15 protein-coding genes and 1 other RNA gene are annotated in these 21,035 nt (G+C 26.7%); 3 read left to right on the top strand and 13 right to left on the bottom strand.

From position 1 onward, the window contains the following. Positions 1-282 precede the first annotated feature (282 nt). From HMPREF9709_RS03290 to HMPREF9709_RS03255, 8 genes are all read right to left on the bottom strand, one after another. On the bottom strand, positions 283-1,599 hold the full coding sequence (locus HMPREF9709_RS03290) for a family 4 glycosyl hydrolase (protein WP_005397914.1): 1,317 nt from the start codon (positions 1,597-1,599) through the stop codon (positions 283-285). 14 nt (positions 1,600-1,613) lie between these two features. Next, on the bottom strand, positions 1,614-3,020 hold the full coding sequence (locus HMPREF9709_RS03285) for a PTS transporter subunit EIIC (protein ID WP_005397912.1): 1,407 nt from the start codon (positions 3,018-3,020) through the stop codon (positions 1,614-1,616). Between the two features lie 18 nt (positions 3,021-3,038). Further along, the gene (gene chbG, locus HMPREF9709_RS03280; RefSeq protein WP_005397910.1) at positions 3,039-3,806 is read right to left on the bottom strand and encodes a chitin disaccharide deacetylase; all 768 of its coding nucleotides are present in this window, start codon (positions 3,804-3,806) and stop codon (positions 3,039-3,041) included. A 24-nt stretch (positions 3,807-3,830) separates the two neighbouring features. Then, entirely contained in the window at positions 3,831-4,691 is an 861-nt protein-coding gene (locus HMPREF9709_RS03275; protein WP_005397908.1) for a MurR/RpiR family transcriptional regulator, read from the bottom strand. Positions 4,692-4,980: 289 nt separating this feature from the next. Next, positions 4,981-8,502 (bottom strand): UvrD-helicase domain-containing protein, encoded by a 3,522-nt coding sequence (locus tag HMPREF9709_RS03270; RefSeq protein WP_005397906.1) that lies wholly within the window; start codon positions 8,500-8,502, stop codon positions 4,981-4,983. Then, on the bottom strand, positions 8,495-11,854 hold the full coding sequence (locus HMPREF9709_RS03265) for a PD-(D/E)XK nuclease family protein (protein ID WP_005397905.1): 3,360 nt from the start codon (positions 11,852-11,854) through the stop codon (positions 8,495-8,497). Before HMPREF9709_RS03265 ends, HMPREF9709_RS03270 begins: the two co-directional genes overlap by 8 nt. An 8-nt stretch (positions 11,855-11,862) precedes the next feature. Then, positions 11,863-12,807 (bottom strand): ROK family glucokinase, encoded by a 945-nt coding sequence (locus HMPREF9709_RS03260; protein WP_005397903.1) that lies wholly within the window; start codon positions 12,805-12,807, stop codon positions 11,863-11,865. A gap of 9 nt (positions 12,808-12,816) precedes the next feature. Beyond that, positions 12,817-13,944: a DUF2207 family protein gene (locus tag HMPREF9709_RS03255; RefSeq protein ID WP_005397902.1), complete on the bottom strand. Its 1,128-nt coding sequence runs from the start codon at positions 13,942-13,944 to the stop codon at positions 12,817-12,819. 224 nt (positions 13,945-14,168) lie between these two features. Here HMPREF9709_RS03255 and HMPREF9709_RS03250 point away from each other — a divergent pair, with 224 nt between their 5' ends. Continuing rightward, the gene (locus tag HMPREF9709_RS03250) at positions 14,169-14,672 is read left to right on the top strand and encodes a QueT transporter family protein (protein WP_005397899.1); all 504 of its coding nucleotides are present in this window, start codon (positions 14,169-14,171) and stop codon (positions 14,670-14,672) included. A gap of 72 nt (positions 14,673-14,744) precedes the next feature. Here the strand turns inward: HMPREF9709_RS03250 and HMPREF9709_RS03245 are convergent, their stop codons facing one another. The 5 genes from HMPREF9709_RS03245 to ssrA form a co-directional block, all read right to left on the bottom strand. Then, entirely contained in the window at positions 14,745-15,320 is a 576-nt protein-coding gene (locus HMPREF9709_RS03245) for a 5-formyltetrahydrofolate cyclo-ligase (RefSeq protein WP_005397898.1), read from the bottom strand. A 32-nt stretch (positions 15,321-15,352) separates the two neighbouring features. Next, positions 15,353-16,567 (bottom strand): glycosyltransferase family 2 protein, encoded by a 1,215-nt coding sequence (locus HMPREF9709_RS03240; protein ID WP_005397897.1) that lies wholly within the window; start codon positions 16,565-16,567, stop codon positions 15,353-15,355. A gap of 89 nt (positions 16,568-16,656) precedes the next feature. Further along, a complete protein-coding gene (locus HMPREF9709_RS03235) occupies positions 16,657-17,262 on the bottom strand; it encodes a hypothetical protein (protein WP_005397896.1) in 606 nt (201 codons plus the stop codon). A gap of 20 nt (positions 17,263-17,282) precedes the next feature. Further along, positions 17,283-18,347, bottom strand: a complete 1,065-nt coding sequence (locus tag HMPREF9709_RS03230; RefSeq protein ID WP_005397895.1) for a DUF4317 family protein — start codon at positions 18,345-18,347, stop codon at positions 17,283-17,285. A gap of 820 nt (positions 18,348-19,167) precedes the next feature. Next, positions 19,168-19,515, bottom strand: a transfer-messenger RNA (tmRNA) gene (gene ssrA / locus HMPREF9709_RS09785). Between the two features lie 124 nt (positions 19,516-19,639). Here ssrA and HMPREF9709_RS03225 point away from each other — a divergent pair. Further along, positions 19,640-20,140 carry a ribonuclease domain-containing protein gene (locus HMPREF9709_RS03225; RefSeq protein ID WP_005397894.1) on the top strand — a complete coding sequence of 167 codons (501 nt, stop codon included), beginning with the start codon at positions 19,640-19,642 and terminating at the stop codon, positions 20,138-20,140. Beyond that, positions 20,133-20,996, top strand: a complete 864-nt coding sequence (locus HMPREF9709_RS09780) for a barstar family protein (protein ID WP_005397893.1) — start codon at positions 20,133-20,135, stop codon at positions 20,994-20,996. The genes HMPREF9709_RS03225 and HMPREF9709_RS09780 overlap by 8 nt, the downstream gene beginning before the upstream one ends. The last annotated feature ends 39 nt before the right edge of the window (positions 20,997-21,035 follow it).

Raw genomic sequence — 21,035 nt, 5'->3', positions numbered from 1 at the left:
AAGATTTGGTGCCAAAATCGACTTAAGAAATTGGTACTAAAATTAAAAATTTAGGATTTGGTGCCAAAACGGTGTCAACGGGCGCAAAAATATTACAGAGACTTTAATCCACAAAGAGCGCAGAAGCCCAAAAGCTCAGCTCTATAATTTCGTAATCATTGCTATAAAAGAAATGATAAAAAATACTACATTTTTAAAAAAATTAAAAACTCTGGAACGTACTATTTGCAACACGTTACAGAGTTTTATTATCTTCAAAGTGTCAAACCCGAGATATTAAACCTATTTTAATTTTGGCCAATAATCTCCATTTGCAACAATAAATTCATCTAATACTGTTTGAGCTAAATCTGCAGATGGACAAGTTGCATTTAATGTAAATGCTTCAAGTACTTTATTAGATGAATTTTCAAAAAATCCATCTACTAATAATTGTTCTGCAGCATTTTGTTTTTCCATCAAACCTTTGTGAAAATCATTTATTTTAATATCAGTATTTACTGGTTCTGGACCTGTTTTATTTACATATACAGGCACTTCAATCATTGAATCGGATCTAAAGTTTAAGATTATTCCATTATTTCTTACTATTAGTATAAACCTATCTCCTCTATTATTTAATATAGAACTTGCAATATCAACAATGTATTTACCATGAACTCCAACTTCAATTTCATTATCTTCTAAATCACCATTTTTTATACTATCAGCCAGCTTTTGAATCATTTTTTCTCTTCCATCCATTACCTCATTGGCACGAGTATAATTTTTATCAGCTCTTTCCACAAATTTGTCTGGGAATAAATAATATTCTAAATAATTATTTGGTATATATCCTGGGAATTTCTTTACTATATAACTAATCATTGAAAATGCTTCATTCCAGGAAGGGTCTTGTCCTTCTTTCGCTTTTAATTCTTTATTAACTAGCAAATCTAGTAGTTCTGGCATTATATCCTTTTCTTGTTTAGTATCATAGATTTTTGTAAACCATCCAAAATGATTTAATCCATAATAATCAGCTTCCCAATTACTCATATCCAAATCGTAATTTTCCGCAATTGTTTCCATTATTGAAATGGTCATATCACAAGCATTTATTATTTTTAATTTTGGATATTTTCTATTAATAGCCTCCGCAATAATCGCTTCAGGATTGGTATAGTTTAGTATCCATGCATCTGGACAATATTTTGTAACATATTCTGCAATTTCTAACATGCCACCAATGGATCTTAATCCATATGAAAATCCACCTAAACCACATGTTTCTTGTCCGACTAAATCATATTTAAGTGGTATTTTTTCGTCTTTTTCTCTCATTTTCATTAATCCCACACGTAATTGACAGAATATAAAATTAACACCTGTAAATGCAACTTCTGGATCTTCAGTAACAACTAAACTTATTTCATTTTCAAGATTATTTTGTTTTATAATATAATCAACTATCACTCCAGATCTTTGATTTCTATCTTTATTATTATCATATAATCTTATTTCCTTTACTGGAAAATCATCCCTATAAAATAACGCTCCGACTATACCAGGTGTAAAAGTACTACCTCCACCAGCAATTGTTATAACTTGTTTTTCCATAATTCTCCTCCTTATTATAAAAGTTTCTCAAATTCACTTGCTACATTCGCAACTTCAGTACCTATAACAACTTGGAATTGATCATCGGTTGGTTTATATATACCAATGGCTCCCGTATTTTTTATTAATTGTTCATCTACAATATCGGGATTCTTTACAGTTACTCTTAATCTAGTAATGCAATTATAAGCATCTTCAATATTATCTTTTCCTCCAAATGCTTTAAGCATTGTTTTAGCGACATAATAGTAATCTTTATTTTTTAGTTTATTTTTACTTTCATATTCTATATCTTGTTCAGAAAAATCTTGTTTTTCAGTATCCATTCTTCCTATTAACTTAACATCTTTTCTGATAATGTAATTGTAAAAGACTAAATAGTATACAATAAACACAGCAATCCCCAAAGGTATTACTTTCCATGCACCATCAGCTAATTGGAAATTTAAAATGTAATCAATTATCCCTGAACCAAATGAAAATCCAATTCTAATATTTAATAAATAACAAATTGCACCTACTAATCCAGTAAATACAGCATGTAAGAAATATAAAAATGGAGATGAAAACATAAAACTAAATTCAATAGGTTCTGTGATACCTGAAATAAATGAGGTCAATGCTCCACTATACATTAAACCCTTTGTTGATTCTTTTTGGTCTTTTTTACTCGTTCTATAAATAGCATAAGCAATTGCAGGTATACCAAACATCATGATTACAAAGAACTGGCTTAGGAAAAATCCAGCACCTGGATCACCAGCTATAAATGCAGGTATTTCACCTCTCACAACTTCCCCTGCTTTATTTGTGAATTCTCCCATTTCAAAATAAATATAAGTGTTTAATACATGATGTAAACCTGTAGGTATTAACAATCTATTGAAAAAAGCATATATAGCTACACCAATTGCACCTAAAGATGAAATAGTTATAGTAAATTTATTTAATATATCTTGTAGATATGGCCAAATATTACCAAACACTACTGCAGCCAGTGTTGATAATAGCATAATCATTATGATTGGAAATTTATTTCCTGAAAAGAACGCGAAAATATTTGGAAGTTTTGTATTCTTAAATTTGTCATAAGTCCATGCAGATAATAACCCTATCGTAATACCTGCAAAAACTCCCATATTTACACTTTCATTAATGATTTTTAACCCTTCTTTAAATGTCAAAAGCCCTGCAACAAGTGTCAATACAGGAAGCCCCTTATCTTTTTCCTTAACAAATCCCATAACAATACCTATACCAAATAATAGGTCTAAATTACCAAAAATCGCATTACCTGCAGCTCCTAAAATAGGAATGTTTAACAAATCATCAGCAGAAATTCTCAATAACAATCCCGCAATAGGCATTGCGACAATCGATACAAGCATCGACTTTCCTAATTTTTGAAAAAATTTTTTCATTAATTCCCTCCCTATTCTCTAAATGTCACTATAATTTATTAGTTCCAAATTATATTTTTCTATGATATCTCTAAATTTGTCATTAGTTAAAACATCTAATTCATATATCCTTCCCATATTAAATGATGAATTTTCCAGTAAAAATTTACTAATATATGAAGGATGTGACATAATTTCAGTAATTTCTTTTTCTTTTATTTCATTTAGCATTTTATCTAACAGTTTATAATCAACTTTTTCTTGTGAAGCGAATTTATCAAATCGTTCTTCAAAATATTTAACTTTATCATTAAAAAAAGCTTTATTACAATTTCTAACTGGTAAGTTATATTCTTCTGACAATTTTCTAACTACTGGTTGAAGCACTTCATGAGTATGCATATGATGATGACTATCAAGATGTGTAGGTTTTACACCAGAATTAATTACTTTTTCTATTTGTGTTTTCCATTCGATATATACTTTATCCGGATCTAACCATTCAGCATCAAGTGATGAATTGTCATCTCTACTAAAATAGTATTGACTTCTTTTGAACTCTCCATTAGCATCAAGATATCCTTCGCCGACATCCGTCAAAGGCTTACCACAAGTTAAAACTAAGTGAACTCCGATACCTAAATTAGGATATAATTTTGATAGTTTTACTGCATGATCAAAACCTGGCATATTTGCCATTATAGTCGTAGAAGTTAAAACACCATTTTTATGTGCATCTACAATTCCATAATTTGTAGCCTCCGTATAACCAAAATCATCCGCATTAATAATTAATTTATTCAACATTTTCCTCCTTTGTTTTAGCGTAAATTACTTATCTTTTCTTATATATAATTCTTGAATGGACTTTGCAAAAAATATCGATACATAATGTAAACATATATAAGTGTGATAATTTAAGCCATCCTTAAACATTTCCTCATCTTTTATACCTTGAAAATATTTATCGTCTATTTTAAATATCCTGTTATAAATATCATCATTTATTTCATTATTAAGTGTTATTAAATATTTAGTAGCTTTTTTATTAGTCAATTCATCCTTTATTAAATGATTTACTTTGCCAGACCAGGATATAATAAATATAGAATCATCATCTGTTAAATTACACAATAATTCGTCATTATTTTTATTGTATTTTATTAAATGAATTACTTTCCCCAATCTAGCCATGCTAGTCTGAAACTCTTTTAATTTATCTAATTGAAGTCCAGATGACATAAGTACAACATTTTTTGATTTTCTCAATATTTCTACGATATCTTCAATAACATGTAAAACTTCTACATTAAATATCTTATTTAACACTTGAAAGATATCATCAATTCTTCTTTTATATACCTCTTCTAAATATTCAAGTTGATCATCTGATTTAATAATATTTTTGTCATTTACAATAAATTTTCCGCTATAATCTTTTTCGAAAATTTCCTTCAAGTCTGAAAAATTATCATAGCCAAGAGATATACAAAATCTTCTCACCGTACTCCTAGAGGTGTAAGCCGCTTCAGCGATATCGTAAATCGATGTATTTTGTATATTATAAAGATTTTCAAGCAGATACTTTGCAATCCTATAATTAGAAGAGTAATAGTTACTATCATTAATTAAATTACATAATCTACTTAAGGTTTGAAGACTTTCAATATGTTGTAATCCATCCACATTCATTTTTTACTCCTTTTACTCTTTCAATTGTATTATACCAAGATTATTCTTTTATGCGAGCGTTTTCTGAAACCTAATATTTAATTATCATATTGATTTATTTATATAAGATAAATAGATGAAAAGATATTGGTATCGAAATCATTTATTATATAAATTACTTAAATAAAAAAAATAGCTTAAAGCAAATATTCATCTTAATAAACATAATTTTAATAAGAAATATTTGTTTAAGCTATTTTCGTTTATTTTGAATAATACATTTTTAATAATTATCAAATAGTGTACTCTTCTATATTGAAGAGGTTACTCCATGCATTACCCAATATATTAATTTTTCTTTTACTTTAAGACCTGTTGCTCTTTCAAGGCCCATTCTATATAATTCTAGTTGAGTCTTATATAGATCTTCATCAATTACACGATTTGTTTTGAAATCTAAAATAGTTATTTCATTGTTTTCAATAAAATATAAGTCAATTTGTCCATCGACTAAAAATTCATTGCCCATTTCTTCATAAATCATTGTAAATGATCTTTCTCTAAAAATCTTATCCGCTTTTGATAATCTTTTATATAAATCAGATTTAATATATTTGAAGATTATTTCTAAATTGATTGATTCATATTCTATTTTTGAAATGAATTTATCTCGATACAAATTCGCAATAAATTTTTCAACCTGAGAGATTTCTGAGTAATCTAATGGTAAGATTTCTAAAATATAGTGATACAAATTACCTAAAGATAATGCATCCATCTTATTTTTATTTATTTCCAAGAATTTAGGTTTCTTTTCCAAAAGTGTCGGCTCACTATATGGTTCATCTTCAACCATGATCTCATAATCAATAAAATCAGGACTGATATTTCTATCCTTTTCAGAAATTTCCGTAACAGTCTTTTTATATGGTATATCGACCTTAGTTTTGTCATATTCAAAATTCAAAACTTTTGAAATTTGTTCATCAATTTCTTTCACCTCATAATCTTCATCAATATTATCGCTTGTTATAAAACTTGAATAATAGTCGATTAAATCCGTCTCATTAATATTTGTAAAACTCAGATTTGATTCTTTGTTCTTAAAATAATCAGTTGTTTTTGGTGAATCTATAAAGTTTTCACTAATTTTATCCCTTGAAATTATTGAATATATCCATTTATGATATGAATTTAACTCTTCTAAGTTTTCACCATATACTAAATTATCTGTTTTATCAGATGATACAAGGAATAGTTTTTTTTCTGCCCTTGTCAAACCAACATATAAAACTCTAACTTCTTCAGAATAAAGTTCATGTCTTTTAACATCTTCAATTCTAAGATAGAAGAAATTTTTTACTTTTTCATTTTTATCTTCATCATAGTTTTTTAAAGACAAACCGTATTTATCATCCAAAATTAATTCTTCTTTAAGGTCTATCATATTAAATCTCTTATTTAATGAAACCATAAATACATTTTTAAACTGTAGTCCTTTTGATTTGTGTATGGTCATTACTCTAACTACATCATCTTCTTCAGATAAATCAGCTCCAGCTTCTCTATCTCCAAGTTTTCTCTCACTCATTTTATCAACATAATTTATTAAAGATGATAAAGTTTGAAAAGATGAATTTTCAAATTCAGAAATTTCTTGTATAAATAAATTAATATTATCTAAAATTTTATCCCCGTTTTTTTTGGATAATACATATGCCATATGACCAGAATCTATTAACACATACCAAACAAAACTTTCTAAAGACATTACTTTTACATTTTTTCTGTAGGTAGACATCTTTGAATTGTAAATATTAATCTTATCAATAATCTCTTGTTTTGCATCTTCTCTTTTGTGATAATTTCTAAAACAATAATTAAAAGAATTCTCTTTATCCGTACTTCTTATCTCAGCCAAATCTTCATCTGTAATATTTGAAATTGTTGAAGTGATCGCACTCAATAAGACTATATCATCAGTGTCATTATCGATAGCTTTTAATATTTCAATGAACAATTTTAACTCAATATCGTCAAAAGAAAACTTACTTGAATCAGAAAAATATGGTATATCCATAATTTTAAAACATTGTTCTATATCAGGAATGATTGCAGCAGTTCTTGATAAAACTGCCATATCTTTATATGTTTCCCCTTGTTTTACAAGTTCTTTTATTTTTTTAGCAACAAATACAGCTTCCGGGTCAATCTCTTTTATTTCCATATCTACTTCTAGATTATCTAATTCTTCTTTTTCTTTACTAATATATATTAAATCAACACTTGCATTTTTATCATCATACTTTTCTTCGCTAAGGCCAGGTGTAAGTCTATGTGCTTCATCATCATATTTTACATCACCTAGTTTATCTGTCATAAGTGTATTAAAAATAAAATTATTAAAATGAAGCAATACCCTTTCGGATCTAAAATTATGTTTTAAATCAATAGCTTGATTTATCTCGGTTTCATTTAGATAATTTTCATATCTGTTTTTGAAAATGATAGGATCTGCTAATCTAAATTTATAAATACTCTGTTTAATATCACCAACAAAAAATAGATTATTTCCTCTAGATATTTTATTTACAATGTAATTTTGTACTTGATTGGAATCTTGATATTCATCAAAAAAGATATATTTAAATCTATCTTTTAACTCACTGACAATTTCCTCATCATCTAATAAATCTATTGTTAAATGCTCCACATCAGAAAAATCTAAGCTACCATTTTTTAATTTATTAGACTTAAATTTTTTATCAAATCTTTCCAATACAAAATGCATTGCTTCTAGGCTTCTTTTTAATTCATCTTCATATATTATTTCTTTATCGATATCTAAATCAAATGATTTTATGAAATCTTTTATTTTATCTCTATATTCATTTATCCTAGATTTTATATCATTTACAAAATCATCATCGATATTATTTGTCTCTTTCACTTTTTTTGTAATAGTTTCTAATCTATCAAATTTGAATGTGTCAGTTAACGAAACAAATTCATCATAATTGCTAGAATTGTAAATCTTTGTTAATACATCTCTATCAGCACTCAAAGTTTTTTGATATATCTTATATTCAGCATATTGCTGTATTTTATCTATTTGTATAGATATATCTGAAAATAAATGATATAGATTATCGAAGTTATTTTTATAATATTTAAATACTTCATCTTTGAAATTATCATAATGATTTTTTTCATTATAATATTCTTTCAAATTATACTTATCTATACATTGCTTTAACCATTCGAATGGGTGTATTTGTGATTGTATAAATTGATATAATTCAAATAAAATGAGTTTAAGGTACTCATCACTATATTTTTTTGAATACATATCTAAAAGAGTAAAAAATTCAGGATTTTCTTCTTTATACAAATCAGTAAATACTTCATTAATGGTCTGCCATTTTAAGATATCTAAACTTGAGCCTGTTAAAATCTTAAAGGCAGGATTTAATCCTAATTTATAAAAATAATCTCTTAATACATTGATACAAAATGAATGCATTGTTGAAATTTGAGCATTTGTTGTATTGTTATATTGCCTTTGATAGAACAATTTTTCTGCATTTTCAGCAAGCTCAAGTTTATTATGAAGACCCTTTTTTATCCTATCTTTCATCTCAGCTGCTGCTTTATTTGTAAACGTAACTATAAGAAATTTATCAATATCTATTTTTTCTTCATCTAATAATGAAATTATTCGTTGTACAAGAACTTGAGTTTTACCAGCACCAGCTTGCGCAGATACTATAATATTTTTATCACGTAAATTAATAGATTGTTGCTGTTCTTTAGTATATTTAACTTTACTCATCTTCATCCTCCAATCTTTCTTTTACGTAATACCAATTGATTTTATCGAGATAAACATATTTTAAATCAAAATCTTTACTAATTGTCCTATATTTACTATAACTATACGGTGTGTATTGATCTAATTTATAGGTTTTAAGGCTTATATCTCCATCTGAAATATTAATTATGGATTCTAGTATATTATCCTTATTTATTTTAAATATTTTTTTAAAATCATTTTCGCTTATTACATTATCTTTATCAGTAAATGAATATTTTCTTCCACTAAAAGAAAAGACTTTTGATTTATTTACTTTAGAAACATCAGTATTTTCATCTATAATCTTAAACACATATTTGTTATTATTTATAACACCATCAAGTTTAAAATCATCAAATAATTCATTTCTTTCATCAACTTTATCTACTAATGATGAAGGTAAATTGCTATTCATTTGTTGATAAAATGCACCTATCGGTTTACTATTTGACTTACTATTAATAACTGCTTCTAGATATAACAATAGCTGTAAATCAATACCATAATAAAGCTTTGCAATATTAAAAGTTTTGTTTCCAGTTTTATAGTCAATAACACTATAGTATTTTTCGCCATTTATTGTATATTCGTCCACTCTATCAATTTTTCCTTCAAGTGAAATTTCTTTATCTTTATAAGCAATATTTATTGCAGGAAACTTCCCATATTTACCATATCTTTCTTCCAGATAAACATTTGAAAGTTTTTTGAAATCAAGTTGTTTTGTAATAACATTAAAATAATTTTCTGCATTTTCCTTTAATTTATTTATATAAAATATGTTTTTATTATCTTCTGTTCTAAAATTTTCAAATGTTTTATTAATTGATATTTCTGCAATGTTTTCTAAATCAATATTTTCTTCATTATTGTGGAAATACTTATTTATACTATCAGCCAAAAACTCATGCATGAAATTACCTGTATCTAAACTTGATATGTTAAATTCATCAAATTCTCTTGGCTTTATACCATATTTAATAAAATGATCATATGGATTTTCCCTATATTGTTCTAATTGACTCACACTAAATTTATTTAGATTAAAGATTTTATTAACCAAATCAGTTGGAAGATTTTTTCTAGTTCTAAATGTATTTTGTAAATTTATCGCATAATTTACATTCTTAAATTTATTATTATCTTCAATATATTTTCTTAATCCATATATAAAGGACTTTTCTTTTGTGGAGATTTGATTATTTTCTTTAAGCTCCAATATTTTACTTGGCAAATACTTATTTATTTGTGATGTAGAATAGACATAGTCATGATAGTCTAAGTCTTCAATCCTGTTATTCTCAACTGGTATCATAGCTTTTACCCACTCTAAAATAAAAGCAGGATTCATTGCTTCGTTTGATCCATTTACTAAACTATAGCTAAATACAATCTCATCAGAAGCTGTATTTAATAACTCATAAAAAGATAATAAATCATTAGATTTTATACTAGATTTTACACTTTTTATCTCAATTCCATTTTCTATCATCTCATATTTTTCTTCATCTAAAAATATATCAGTATCATTATTTGGCACAGGATAATATAGACTTGTCATACCAAGTAAATATATTTTCTTTACATTATTAAATCTAGATCTTTTAACATCACCAACAATTACTTGATCTTGGCTCGGAGGTATAATCCCAATTTTAAAATTATCAATCGCAGATATTAATATATCTATGTATCTTGATAGACTGATATCTTCTCTTGAGTTTAGATTATACATATTTTCTAGCAATTCTATAAAACTATCCCATATTAATTGATTTTCATTAGAATTTTCTTCATCTAAAGTCTTTTCATAATTCATATATGAGTCTAATAAAATTGGATTTGATATAAAATTAAAGATTTTCATAGTAAAATATTTATAATCCGCTTTTTTGTCGGTATCGAAAAATTCATCGATATTACCATAAAAAGAAACTATATCAATAAGTAAATCTCTTATTTCTCTTATATAAGTTAGATTTTCTTCATCTTCTTCAATATAATTTTTTTGTAGTTGAGGAATAGTAAAATATTTATCCTCAAAAAACATTCTTCCAAATATTTTTCTTCTTGTAATAAAGGAAATAAATAAATTAATTTTATATTCTAAGTCGACAAAAAATGAAGATTTTAAAAATTGTACAACAGAGGCTGTTGTGAAATTTGAATCAATCAAATACAATGATGATTTTAAAAATTTAATCATTGCATTGTCTAGTAAATCTCTATTCTCATCTAAAAATATTGGGATATCATTAATCTGAAATATTTTATTAATCTTTTCAAAATACTCTGAACTATTTGTTGTAAGTATTGCAATATCACAGTATTTATAGTCTTTATTGATAATATCTTTTTTTATTGAAATTGCCAAATTTTCAACTTCTTGAACAGTATTATTAGCTCTAGTAATAAATACATTATCAATTTTTTTCGTAGCAAACTTGTTTTTTACTTTTTTTAGATTGTAAGTAAATAAATCATTTAAGAAAAGTTCATTAGATGTCTGTTTTTCGTCATTATCAATATTAAGTATTTCAATATCATTATTGAACTCTGGATTATATAAGGAATTAATAAATTTTGAAGAAATATCAAAAACCTCTTCATCTTCAATATTAAGATTTTTATTTTTAAATAAATCAGAATCCATTATTATATTAATCAATGAAAAATTAGAAATTTTGTCTATTCTAGATAGTATTTCCAATTCTCTTTTTGACATATCATGAAATCTATAATAGAAAAAAGAAACATCTTTATAATTAGCCATATTTTTGATTTTTTCAACAGCAAGATCTGCTCTATCCATCATATAATAATCAGATAATTTCTTCATTTCATTATATTTTTCAATTATTTTTATGATATCAATTAATTTTGATGATAATTCCTTAGAAGTGTCTTCATGATCTATCATTAGCTTTAGCTGTTCAAGTCCAATCATATTATCAGCCATTTCATCAATAAATTTTATCAATAATTCAATAAAATCTTTATCGTAAATATTTTTTTGAAATACTCTTAATTCTTCTTTAATATCAAATAATATTGATTGAAGCATAACAAATTTGGCAGAGTCTGAAATAAAATTAAGAGCTCTGCCTCCATTTGAGTGTAATATTTCATTTACAATTGTTTTAAAACTCTTAATCCTTAGATTAAGAGTTGATTTTATGCCTAATTCACTATATGCTTCTATTTCTGTACCAAGCGTAAATTGCTCAGGTACAACAATATATACTATTTGATCATTATCTAGCATTTCTTTTATTTTTTTATAAAAACATTTTTTACTTTTTCGAATATATCTAGATAATAAAACTTTCATTTTCTCTCCTAGCTTAAAATTAATTTAGCCGCTCCGTATATACCTGCATCATTACCTAATTTTGCAAGGGTGAATTTTACATCTTTAGTTACTGAAAATGCAACTTCTTTATATGCTTCTTGTGTTTTTTCAAGTAAAAATTGACCTGCGTTTGAAACACCGCCACCCAATACATAAATTTCAGGATCTACAATTGCTGATATAATTGCTAAACCTCTTCCTAAATCATTTGTATATTCATCAACAATTTCTAAAGCATATTTATCATCATTTTTTGCTGCATCAAAAATATCTTTTGCACTTATTGAATCAATGTCTCTAAGTTCAGATTCACCTTCATGTTCAAATAAATAATCATTTGCAATATTTTCAATACCAGGAGCTGACGCTTTTTGTTCGAAACATCTATGACCACCACATCCACAGGTTCTATGTAATGGGGTTTGTAAGAATGGCATATGACCTATTTCGCCAGCTGAACCAGTTGATCCAGAAACGATTTTACCATCAATTACAATTCCGCCACCAACACCTGTACCAAGTGTCACCATGACTAAATTTTTATACCCTTCACCTGCTCCTTTCCAAACTTCTCCAAGAGCAGCAACATTTGCATCATTTTCTACTAATACTTTGAAATTAACAGCTTCTTTCACTTTTTCAGCAATATTTATAGGTTCACTCCAACCTAAATTTACAGCTGTTTTAACTATTTGTTTATTTAATATCGGCCCAGGTATACCTATACCAATACCCTCAAAGTTTTCTTCAGTTAATTCAAACTTTTCAATTATCTTTTTAATATGTTCAATTAAATCAGGAATAATTTTTTCTCCATTGTTTTCAGGAAAAGTGGTAATATTTGATTTATTTATAAGCTCACCATCAGTTGTAAATAAACCAAATTTCATACTTCTTCCACCAATGTCTATTCCCATTACATATTTCTTCATAGCTTCTCCTTAAAAATATTTTTTTATTTTATTCAATGTACTTTCATATTTTTTCTCATTTCTATATGAGAAAATTTCATCTATAATTTTTTTATTTTCTTCAAGCACTACTGCATAAATGAGGAAATCATCCCATAGAACTAATTCTTTTTTCTCTCTTTCTGACAACAAAGTAAAATCATTAATAAAGTTTTTTAATCCAAATATGTATTCAGTTGTTCTATTACCTTCATTTGTCCTAATTAATTTGCTTTTATTAACATTATTTACATAATCAAATCTTGCAACACCAATACCAGCAATAAATGAACCAAAGATTATACCTGCTAATAACATAAACGCTATTACAATATACATTTCATTATTTGTTATGATAAAATTACTTAAATCATTATTTTCCATATTAATAAAATAATCAAAGATATATGTAAAGTTGTCTAGGTTTTCTAGGTTTCTCAATGATGTTATCAAAAATAGTATAAAAAATATAATAAAAAATATTAAAGATATATATGCTAATCTGTATGTTATTTTAAGCAACTTTGATTTTCCATCTTTTGATTCATAAAAAAATTTTGAATTAGTCATGTCATTATAGGATTGTTTTTTCCATTGTGATAAATCAGTTGCATCATTTGCTAATAGTTTTATCAGAATTTTGTCTCTTTCTTTTAATCGCGAATCATTGATATTTTTGATATTTATCTTACCATTTACAAACTCTATCACTCCCCATAGTTCATATTGAAGGATCTGAGCTGCAATATCCTTATCTTCTTCTAATTCCAAATCTGTAAGATAAGAAATCTCAACAGGACTAAGTCCATCTAATTTATCTCTGTGATATTCTAATCCAGAAATTGATTCAAAAGTGGCATTTTTAGTAATGTCTAAACGCTTATACTTAAGATATGTTGTACCAATAAATATAGCAATTATTGACATTGTAATGATGGATACGATAACTAAAGCCAAAAATACTGTGTTAAGTTGAGGATTATTGTATTTTTTAAGAGTATATAATCCATAGATAACAGATGGTATTGACAATATGGTAAATATTATCGGCGAGTAATTACATAGTTTCTGATATAAATTGTATTTTTTTATTTGTTCAGTAAGAATATATTTTTTCATTTCAACCTCATTTTTGCTCAAAAGAAAACACCTACTAACAAGATTATTATATCAGTTAATAAAAATGTTTTCATCAAAAATCTTAAATATATTTATATAAATACTTGTTTTTATAAGCTATTTAGAATATACTATTCTAGTATCTTAAAAAGCAATATAATATTATTTCTTTTTAGGGTTAAAGTGTTTTACTTGGCACCCACTATAAAAATCAAGGAGGAAAAATGAAAAAATTAACATTACAAGAAATGAGTAAACAAGCAATTATTGCTGCGGTATATGTGGTATTGACATTAAGCATACCAGCATTTGCTTACGGACCAGTACAATTTAGATATTCAGAAATCTTAAATTTATTAGCATTTTTTAATCCATATAATGCAATCGGGATTACATTAGGTGTATTCATTTCAAACTTTTGGTCAACATTAGGTGTATTTGATTTAGTGTTTGGTACTTTACATACATTCATCGCAATGATGTTTATTATAAAAAGTAGACATATTATAATCGCATCAATCTGGCCAACAGTTTTCGCATTTATTATTGGTTATGAATTATCATTTTTAGCTGGTTTTGGATCATTTTTAGAAATGACATACGGTGTAATGATATCCGAATTTGTTATCATGACATTAATCGCTGTACCAGTATTTAAGATTTTATCTAAAAATGAATCTTTCTTAAAAGTTATTGGTTATGATTTTTCAAGAGAGTTATATTATTAATTAAATAAATAGAGGCAATTGCAAAGTGAACATATTCACTTTACAATTGCCTCTTTTATTTTTATATGAATGTTAAATGGTAACTATTCCATTCTCACTCACAAGCTTATTAAATTTAATATCAAAATTTTCATGAGGTACACTATCAATAATAAAATCTCCTCTACAAACAATAAATGCATTGTTAATATTTGTATTAGCAAAATATCTATCATAATATCCACCACCATAACCTAGTCGATATCCTTCTTTATCAACGGCTAAACAAGGTATTATTGAAAGATCAATTTTATTTATTTCTATTTTTTCACTGTTTATCGAAGGCTCCAATAAACCAAAATGTTTTTCTTCTAACTCCGAAATAGAATTTATTTTTCGAGATTCCATTGATGATTTATCAATACATAAAGGAACAAATACATCCTTTTTATCTTCTATAGCTTTTTCGATTAATGGAATAGTGTTTATCTCAGATCCTATACCAACAAATGTAAAAATGTTTTTTGCTGAAATATATTCATAATATTCTAAAATGTTTTTTATTATCTTTTTATCGATATCTTCCCTTATTTTAATATCTAAAGCATTTCTTTCATTTAGAAATTTTTTTCTTAATCTTTTCTTAAAATCTTTAATACATTGATTCATTATGTAATTTTCCTTAATATTTAGAATTTACATTAAAAATTTCTTACTTTAGATGAACGTTTAATTTCTTTCCATTCAAGATTTTCATTAAACAATACATATAGATTAATTGGTATCCATGATGCTAAAAATATACCGAAAAATAATATACCTTTCCACATTGGCAATATTTTCCTTTTACTTAACCATAATATTAATATTGCAAATAATATTGGACCAATTATAGCTCCAGCGATGTTTAATCCTAAAAACGTCAACCCTAATCCAGTTGTTGTCTTCATCGCTATTAATAAACTACCTGCAATCATTGATAATAAGCTTATATTGGAAACTAAATTAGCACTTAACATTGAAAATATGTCAAAATACTTTAATTTCTTTTCTTTTACTAAATTATTTAATATTTCTTTAGAGCTTGCTTCAAAACCTTGCTTTACACCAGTTTGCCATCTAATTCTTTGGTGCCAAGAAGTTACAAAAGAGTTTGGTTGTTCATCATAAAAAATTGCTTTTTCAGAATAACCTATCCTCTCACCACTTAATGTTGTCATTACAGTAAATTCTAAATCTTCTGTAATAGTTTTAGTATTCCATCCGCCTAAACTTTTAATAATAGATCTTGTCGCCATAAATCCACAACCTATAATCATATTGTTTAGCTTTAGATAAGTTCTTGGTTTATTGTAAAAATTATTTATCATATAATGATAAAGTGTATATGCTCCAGATGTAGCAGATTCATATGGATTAATAGAATCTCTAAAACTTTGTGCTGCACTATATCCAGACTCAATTAATTTATTCATTTCAAGTAAAAATTTAGAATCTACAATATTATCAGCATCAAAAATTACATAAGCATCATGATCTTCATTTTCTATTAAATGTTCAAATAATTGATGCAAAACATCCCCTTTATTTCTAATAGGGTTTTGTACATGAAAAATCCTCGCCCCAGCTTCTCTTGCAACTTCTTCCGTATTATCTGTACAATTGTTGGGAGCAACAATAATTTCATATTTGTCTTTTGGATATTCTAATTTTTGCAAAGACTCAATTAACTGAGAAATTACAGTCGCTTCATTTCTAGCAGCAACAAGTATTGCAAATTTATTTCTTTTATCAGTTTCAGGTAAATTTTCAGTTTTCTTAAAATAATGAAGTCCGATAAAAAATTGATATAAAGAAAATGGTATTATGATTATACTCAATAATATAACAATCCATGTTAAAATTTTTATTATCATCTCATACTCCTTTGTATTGATTTGATTATACCATAATGTTTGTTAAAAGATATTACAAAATAGTTAAGAATACAGTTTTTTATAACTATCTATTTAGATAAAATATCCTTACTTGATTTAATTAATTTTTTACCGAACATTATTGTTTTACCTAACATGTAAATATAAAATACAACAATTGAGGCAAATGCTATACCTAAAAAGTAAAATAATACAATATAGTCAAAACCATCATATAAATAAGCGTAAAGAGTATACAAAAGAATTGAAAATACAAATGTTAAAGCAATATTTAACTTTGAAATCTCATATTTGCTTAAATCCCTAAATAAAAATATTAATGGAAGACAAACAACCATTGGCAAACCATGAGTATATTCCCCAGCATAAATCATGTGACTTTCTTCATTAATTATTAGAATGTATACGCTCAAAACATTTATAGAAATAATTACTAAAGCTTTGAAAATATTACCAAATCTACCATAAGAAAAATTAATCTCCAATAGTAAATCATAAATTAAATATAAAATTACTAAACTCAAAAGTATTGGGAAATATTTTGAGTTAAGAAATCTCACCATACTTTCAGAGTTAGAAGAATTTTGTATAATAATTGGCTGTAATTCTTTTCCTATAAAAATTGCTGTCACAATTAATAAAATTAAAAGGAAATATTTTATTATTGATCTCATACTCGTCTCCTTAAAAAAGATTATTTAATTGGTATGTCATTCATTGTCATATCAATCATTGGCAATACTAAACTTTTTATACCATCTACTTCTTTTTCTTTTATACTTGAGATAAAGTCTTTTTTAACAATTATTTTTATACCATCTGTTTCAATAATATATTTATCCTCAGCCAAATTTTCTGCTTTTAATTGAATATCTTCATCAATATTTAAATCAGTTGTTTTCGCACCAGATGATTCTAAAATAGATTTTATATCTGATCCTCTTAATGTAGTATCCTCCTCATTTTCTTCTTGTTGCAATTTAAAGAAATTTGTTTTCTCATTTATTTCTGCCAATTCTTTAATCCCAAGTTCTGAACTAAAAGCTTCTTCAATTAATTGATTAAATACTTCTTTTTGGTCATCATAAATCAACTCAATTTCATGATTTAAAAATCCCTTTTGAAACTCATCATGATCCATTTTTGTATTTTTTATATAATAACCACATTCATAAATACTTGCAGACCTTTGACTAAATCCAGGATACAACAATCCAACTTCTGGAGGAAAAATAATAAAATCTCTTAAATTACTAGCAAAATCTTGCGCATTATTATCAAAGTAAAGACTTCCCTTCTCCTTTTTAACTGGACAAATGGCAATAATATAAAAATTATAGACCTCATCACTATCCTCTAATTCCGCACCATCTGAAGATTTCTTTAATAAATCATAAGTCATTTTTCCAATAATCACCGCAAAATTTTCCTCAGATTTATAATTTGAAATGATATCAGTAAACATCCTATCAATATCTTCTTTTTCATTATTTCTTGTGAATGCAAATAACTTCTCCCGAGCTTTATTATTCACATCAAAATCAATATTAATAAAATTTCGCTCTATCTTTGTAGATAAAACCTTCTTAAAAATATTAGTATACTCAATTCTTTCCTCTTCGGTTAGAGAAAGATATGACTTTTGTGAAGTAAAAATTTTCTCTCCATCAAGCGTCGCATAACATGAATATATAGTATGTATTGAGGAATCGTCGTACTTAAGTGTTCTTTTTATTTCTTGTAATTCTTTTTTATTCAATTTAATTAAACTCCATTTTATAAATTTTTCTATAACCATTATAACAAAAAAATAGATTTCTGAGTATATATGGAAATGAATTTAAAATTGAATATAATGACATTCTCAAAATTAAGCGTTCTGAAGAGGAATTTTTGGAGTTATGATATTTATGTTTTTTACTGTATTTCGTCGGTTTATGTAGAAATGTGTATGTTATAGCGTGAGGTGGAATTTAGGGGTGGAATTGAATAGCTTTGCGGAAAAAAAGGACAATTTCTTCTTTTGTGTATAAATTATTAATTATATTATATTTTATTAATAATTTTATGGTCCTTATATACCCCCCTACCGTATATTTAGGACCATGCCCTATTTTTTATGGTACGTATATACCCCACCCCCGTATATTTAGGACCATATTTTACTGCTGGTTAAAAGTAATCTCATTAGTTTATGGTCCTTATATACCCTACCCGGGTATTTCCCAGACCATTTTAAATATGAATTCTTAATGCATACATAAAAATCATGGTCCATCTTATACCCCCCTCGGGTATATACGGACCATATTTTTAAAAAACGTGGTCTAAATTATACCCCCCGGGGATATATTAGGAGCATATCTCTATTGACATTTACACAATACGTGTCTATTATCTTCAGAGTTTTTACTCTTATCAAATTTGTCAGCATCAGAAATCACATTTTCCCTAACATTTTTACATATATCGAATCTACCAGGCCTAAAGTCAATTAAACAAAATCTTGTAGCATTTTTGTAGCATTAAATAATTCCATATAAAAAAGAGTGTGGAAAATACACACTCTTCATCATTCATGGTGGAGATAGTGGGAGTCGAACCCACGTCCGAAATAGCTTCCGAAAGACTTTCTACATGTTTAGTTAGTTTGTTTTATTCCCATATAATAATAAAACTAACAATATAAATTATATGGTAGCTTCATATAGCCGTACAATACTCAAAGCTTTGTATTGCAGGTTTCCCACGAAATTATGATACTAGTTAGTAGATGTGGGATCTACTAAGTAGCATTAGACTGCGATTAGGCAGCTAAAGCGAAGTTATTATCTTCTGCGTTTATATTTAATTTGCTATTTTTAGGAAGTATGCCCTTCCACATGCTTACCCTTGTTCTACTATCCCGTCGAAACCAGAGTATCCCCTTGGACTATTATTATATGAAATTCTTTTATAGTTGTCAATTAGCGTGGTTGTTTGAGAAAGTTTAACATTTGTACAAATGGATATATATGATAAGATTAGAGTAATAAATGGATGGAGAGGAAAATGAAAAAAAGTATTAAAATATTATTGATAATGATAATATCTATTTTTTCAATTGTTTCATGTACAAAGAGTTCTAATAAATTAGAAAGTTATGATACTATAGTCGAATCAAGTAAAAACAAAAACGATTCGAAAAGTGATGAAATAACAAGTACGAAAATAGATGAGAATGGACACTATTATTCAAAAGATGAGGTCGCTTTATATTTACATACATTTGGAAAATTACCTTCAAATTATCTAACAAAAAATGAAGCTAAGAAATTAGGTTGGGATGCACAAAAAGGTAATTTGTGGAAAGTAACAGATAAAGGCGTAATTGGTGGTGATAGATTCGGCAATAGAGAAGGGAATTTGCCATCCAATGAAAAATATTTTGAAGCAGATGTTAACTATAATGGTGGTCATAGAGGGGCTGAGCGATTAGTTTATACAACTAATGGTAAAGTAATTTATTATTCTAATGATCATTATAAAAATTTTGAGGTGTTATATGAATAAAAACATTGTTTTAGATGGTAAGCAATTTACAAATAAAGAAGTATTTCATGATATTATGGTAAAGGAATTCGGTCTTCCAAGTTATTATGGAAGAAATTTAGATGCTTTATGGGATCTATTATCCGAAAAAAATGACTTGACAATATTAATAATGAACGCTCAAGGGATTGAGCAAAATCTTGGAGATTATGGCAAATCCGTATTAAAATTATTTGATGATTTGAATAGTTTAGAAGGATTTAAGGTTGATTATATTTTTAGCACATGCTATATGAATGATTTAAATTATGAGTCAAAAAATACTAAGAAAAAGGAAGTGAAAAGAGAAGATTCAAATGCATTTACAGTGAAATCTTTAGATGAAGATACCCCTAATTTTGATGATTCTGTGTATTTAGCAGAAGGATCAAGACTATCAGGTAAGATTACTATAGGAGAAAATTCATCAGTTTGGTATAATGCTGTGATTAGAGCAGATGAAAATGAAGTAATTATTGGTAAAAATTCAAATGTACAGGATAATGCTGTTATACATCAATCAGAAGATTCTAAGGTAGAAATTGGTGATAATGTGACAATTGGCCATACTGCGATTGTTCATGGCGCAAAGGTTGAAGATAATGTCATTATTGGCATGGGTGCAACAGTTTTGGACAATGCAGTGATTGGAAAAAATTCTATTGTTGGAGCAAATTCTTTAGTTACAAAAGGAAAGGAAATACCTGAGGGTGTTCTTGTTGTCGGAATTCCAGCAAAAATTGTGAGAAAACTAACAGATGACGAAGTTTCATCTATTACAGAAAATGCACAAATTTATGTTAATTTAGCTAAAAAACACAAGAAGAATGCTATATAAACCTCATCTTATGATATAATGATTCAAAACTTAAATTAA

Source organism: Helcococcus kunzii ATCC 51366, assembly GCF_000245755.1.
Classification (GTDB): domain Bacteria; phylum Bacillota; class Clostridia; order Tissierellales; family Peptoniphilaceae; genus Helcococcus; species Helcococcus kunzii.
The sequence above is the reverse complement of the archived record's forward strand: the minus strand, read 5'-3'. Positions and strand labels throughout refer to the sequence as shown.

What these genes read in the sequence shown, in the direction of transcription:
- HMPREF9709_RS03290 (WP_005397914.1), bottom strand. Translation starts at nt 1,599, where the DNA reads ATGGAAAAACAAGTTATAACAATTGCTGGTGGAGGTAGTACTTTTACA.
- HMPREF9709_RS03285 (WP_005397912.1), bottom strand. Translation starts at nt 3,020, where the DNA reads ATGAAAAAATTTTTTCAAAAATTAGGAAAGTCGATGCTTGTATCGATT.
- chbG (WP_005397910.1), bottom strand. Translation starts at nt 3,806, where the DNA reads ATGTTGAATAAATTAATTATTAATGCGGATGATTTTGGTTATACGGAG.
- HMPREF9709_RS03275 (WP_005397908.1), bottom strand. Translation starts at nt 4,691, where the DNA reads ATGAATGTGGATGGATTACAACATATTGAAAGTCTTCAAACCTTAAGT.
- HMPREF9709_RS03270 (WP_005397906.1), bottom strand. Translation starts at nt 8,502, where the DNA reads ATGAGTAAAGTTAAATATACTAAAGAACAGCAACAATCTATTAATTTA.
- HMPREF9709_RS03265 (WP_005397905.1), bottom strand. Translation starts at nt 11,854, where the DNA reads ATGAAAGTTTTATTATCTAGATATATTCGAAAAAGTAAAAAATGTTTT.
- HMPREF9709_RS03260 (WP_005397903.1), bottom strand. Translation starts at nt 12,807, where the DNA reads ATGAAGAAATATGTAATGGGAATAGACATTGGTGGAAGAAGTATGAAA.
- HMPREF9709_RS03255 (WP_005397902.1), bottom strand. Translation starts at nt 13,944, where the DNA reads ATGAAAAAATATATTCTTACTGAACAAATAAAAAAATACAATTTATAT.
- HMPREF9709_RS03250 (WP_005397899.1), top strand. Translation starts at nt 14,169, where the DNA reads ATGAAAAAATTAACATTACAAGAAATGAGTAAACAAGCAATTATTGCT.
- HMPREF9709_RS03245 (WP_005397898.1), bottom strand. Translation starts at nt 15,320, where the DNA reads ATGAATCAATGTATTAAAGATTTTAAGAAAAGATTAAGAAAAAAATTT.
- HMPREF9709_RS03240 (WP_005397897.1), bottom strand. Translation starts at nt 16,567, where the DNA reads ATGATAATAAAAATTTTAACATGGATTGTTATATTATTGAGTATAATC.
- HMPREF9709_RS03235 (WP_005397896.1), bottom strand. Translation starts at nt 17,262, where the DNA reads ATGAGATCAATAATAAAATATTTCCTTTTAATTTTATTAATTGTGACA.
- HMPREF9709_RS03225 (WP_005397894.1), top strand. Translation starts at nt 19,640, where the DNA reads ATGAAAAAAAGTATTAAAATATTATTGATAATGATAATATCTATTTTT.
- HMPREF9709_RS09780 (WP_005397893.1), top strand. Translation starts at nt 20,133, where the DNA reads ATGAATAAAAACATTGTTTTAGATGGTAAGCAATTTACAAATAAAGAA.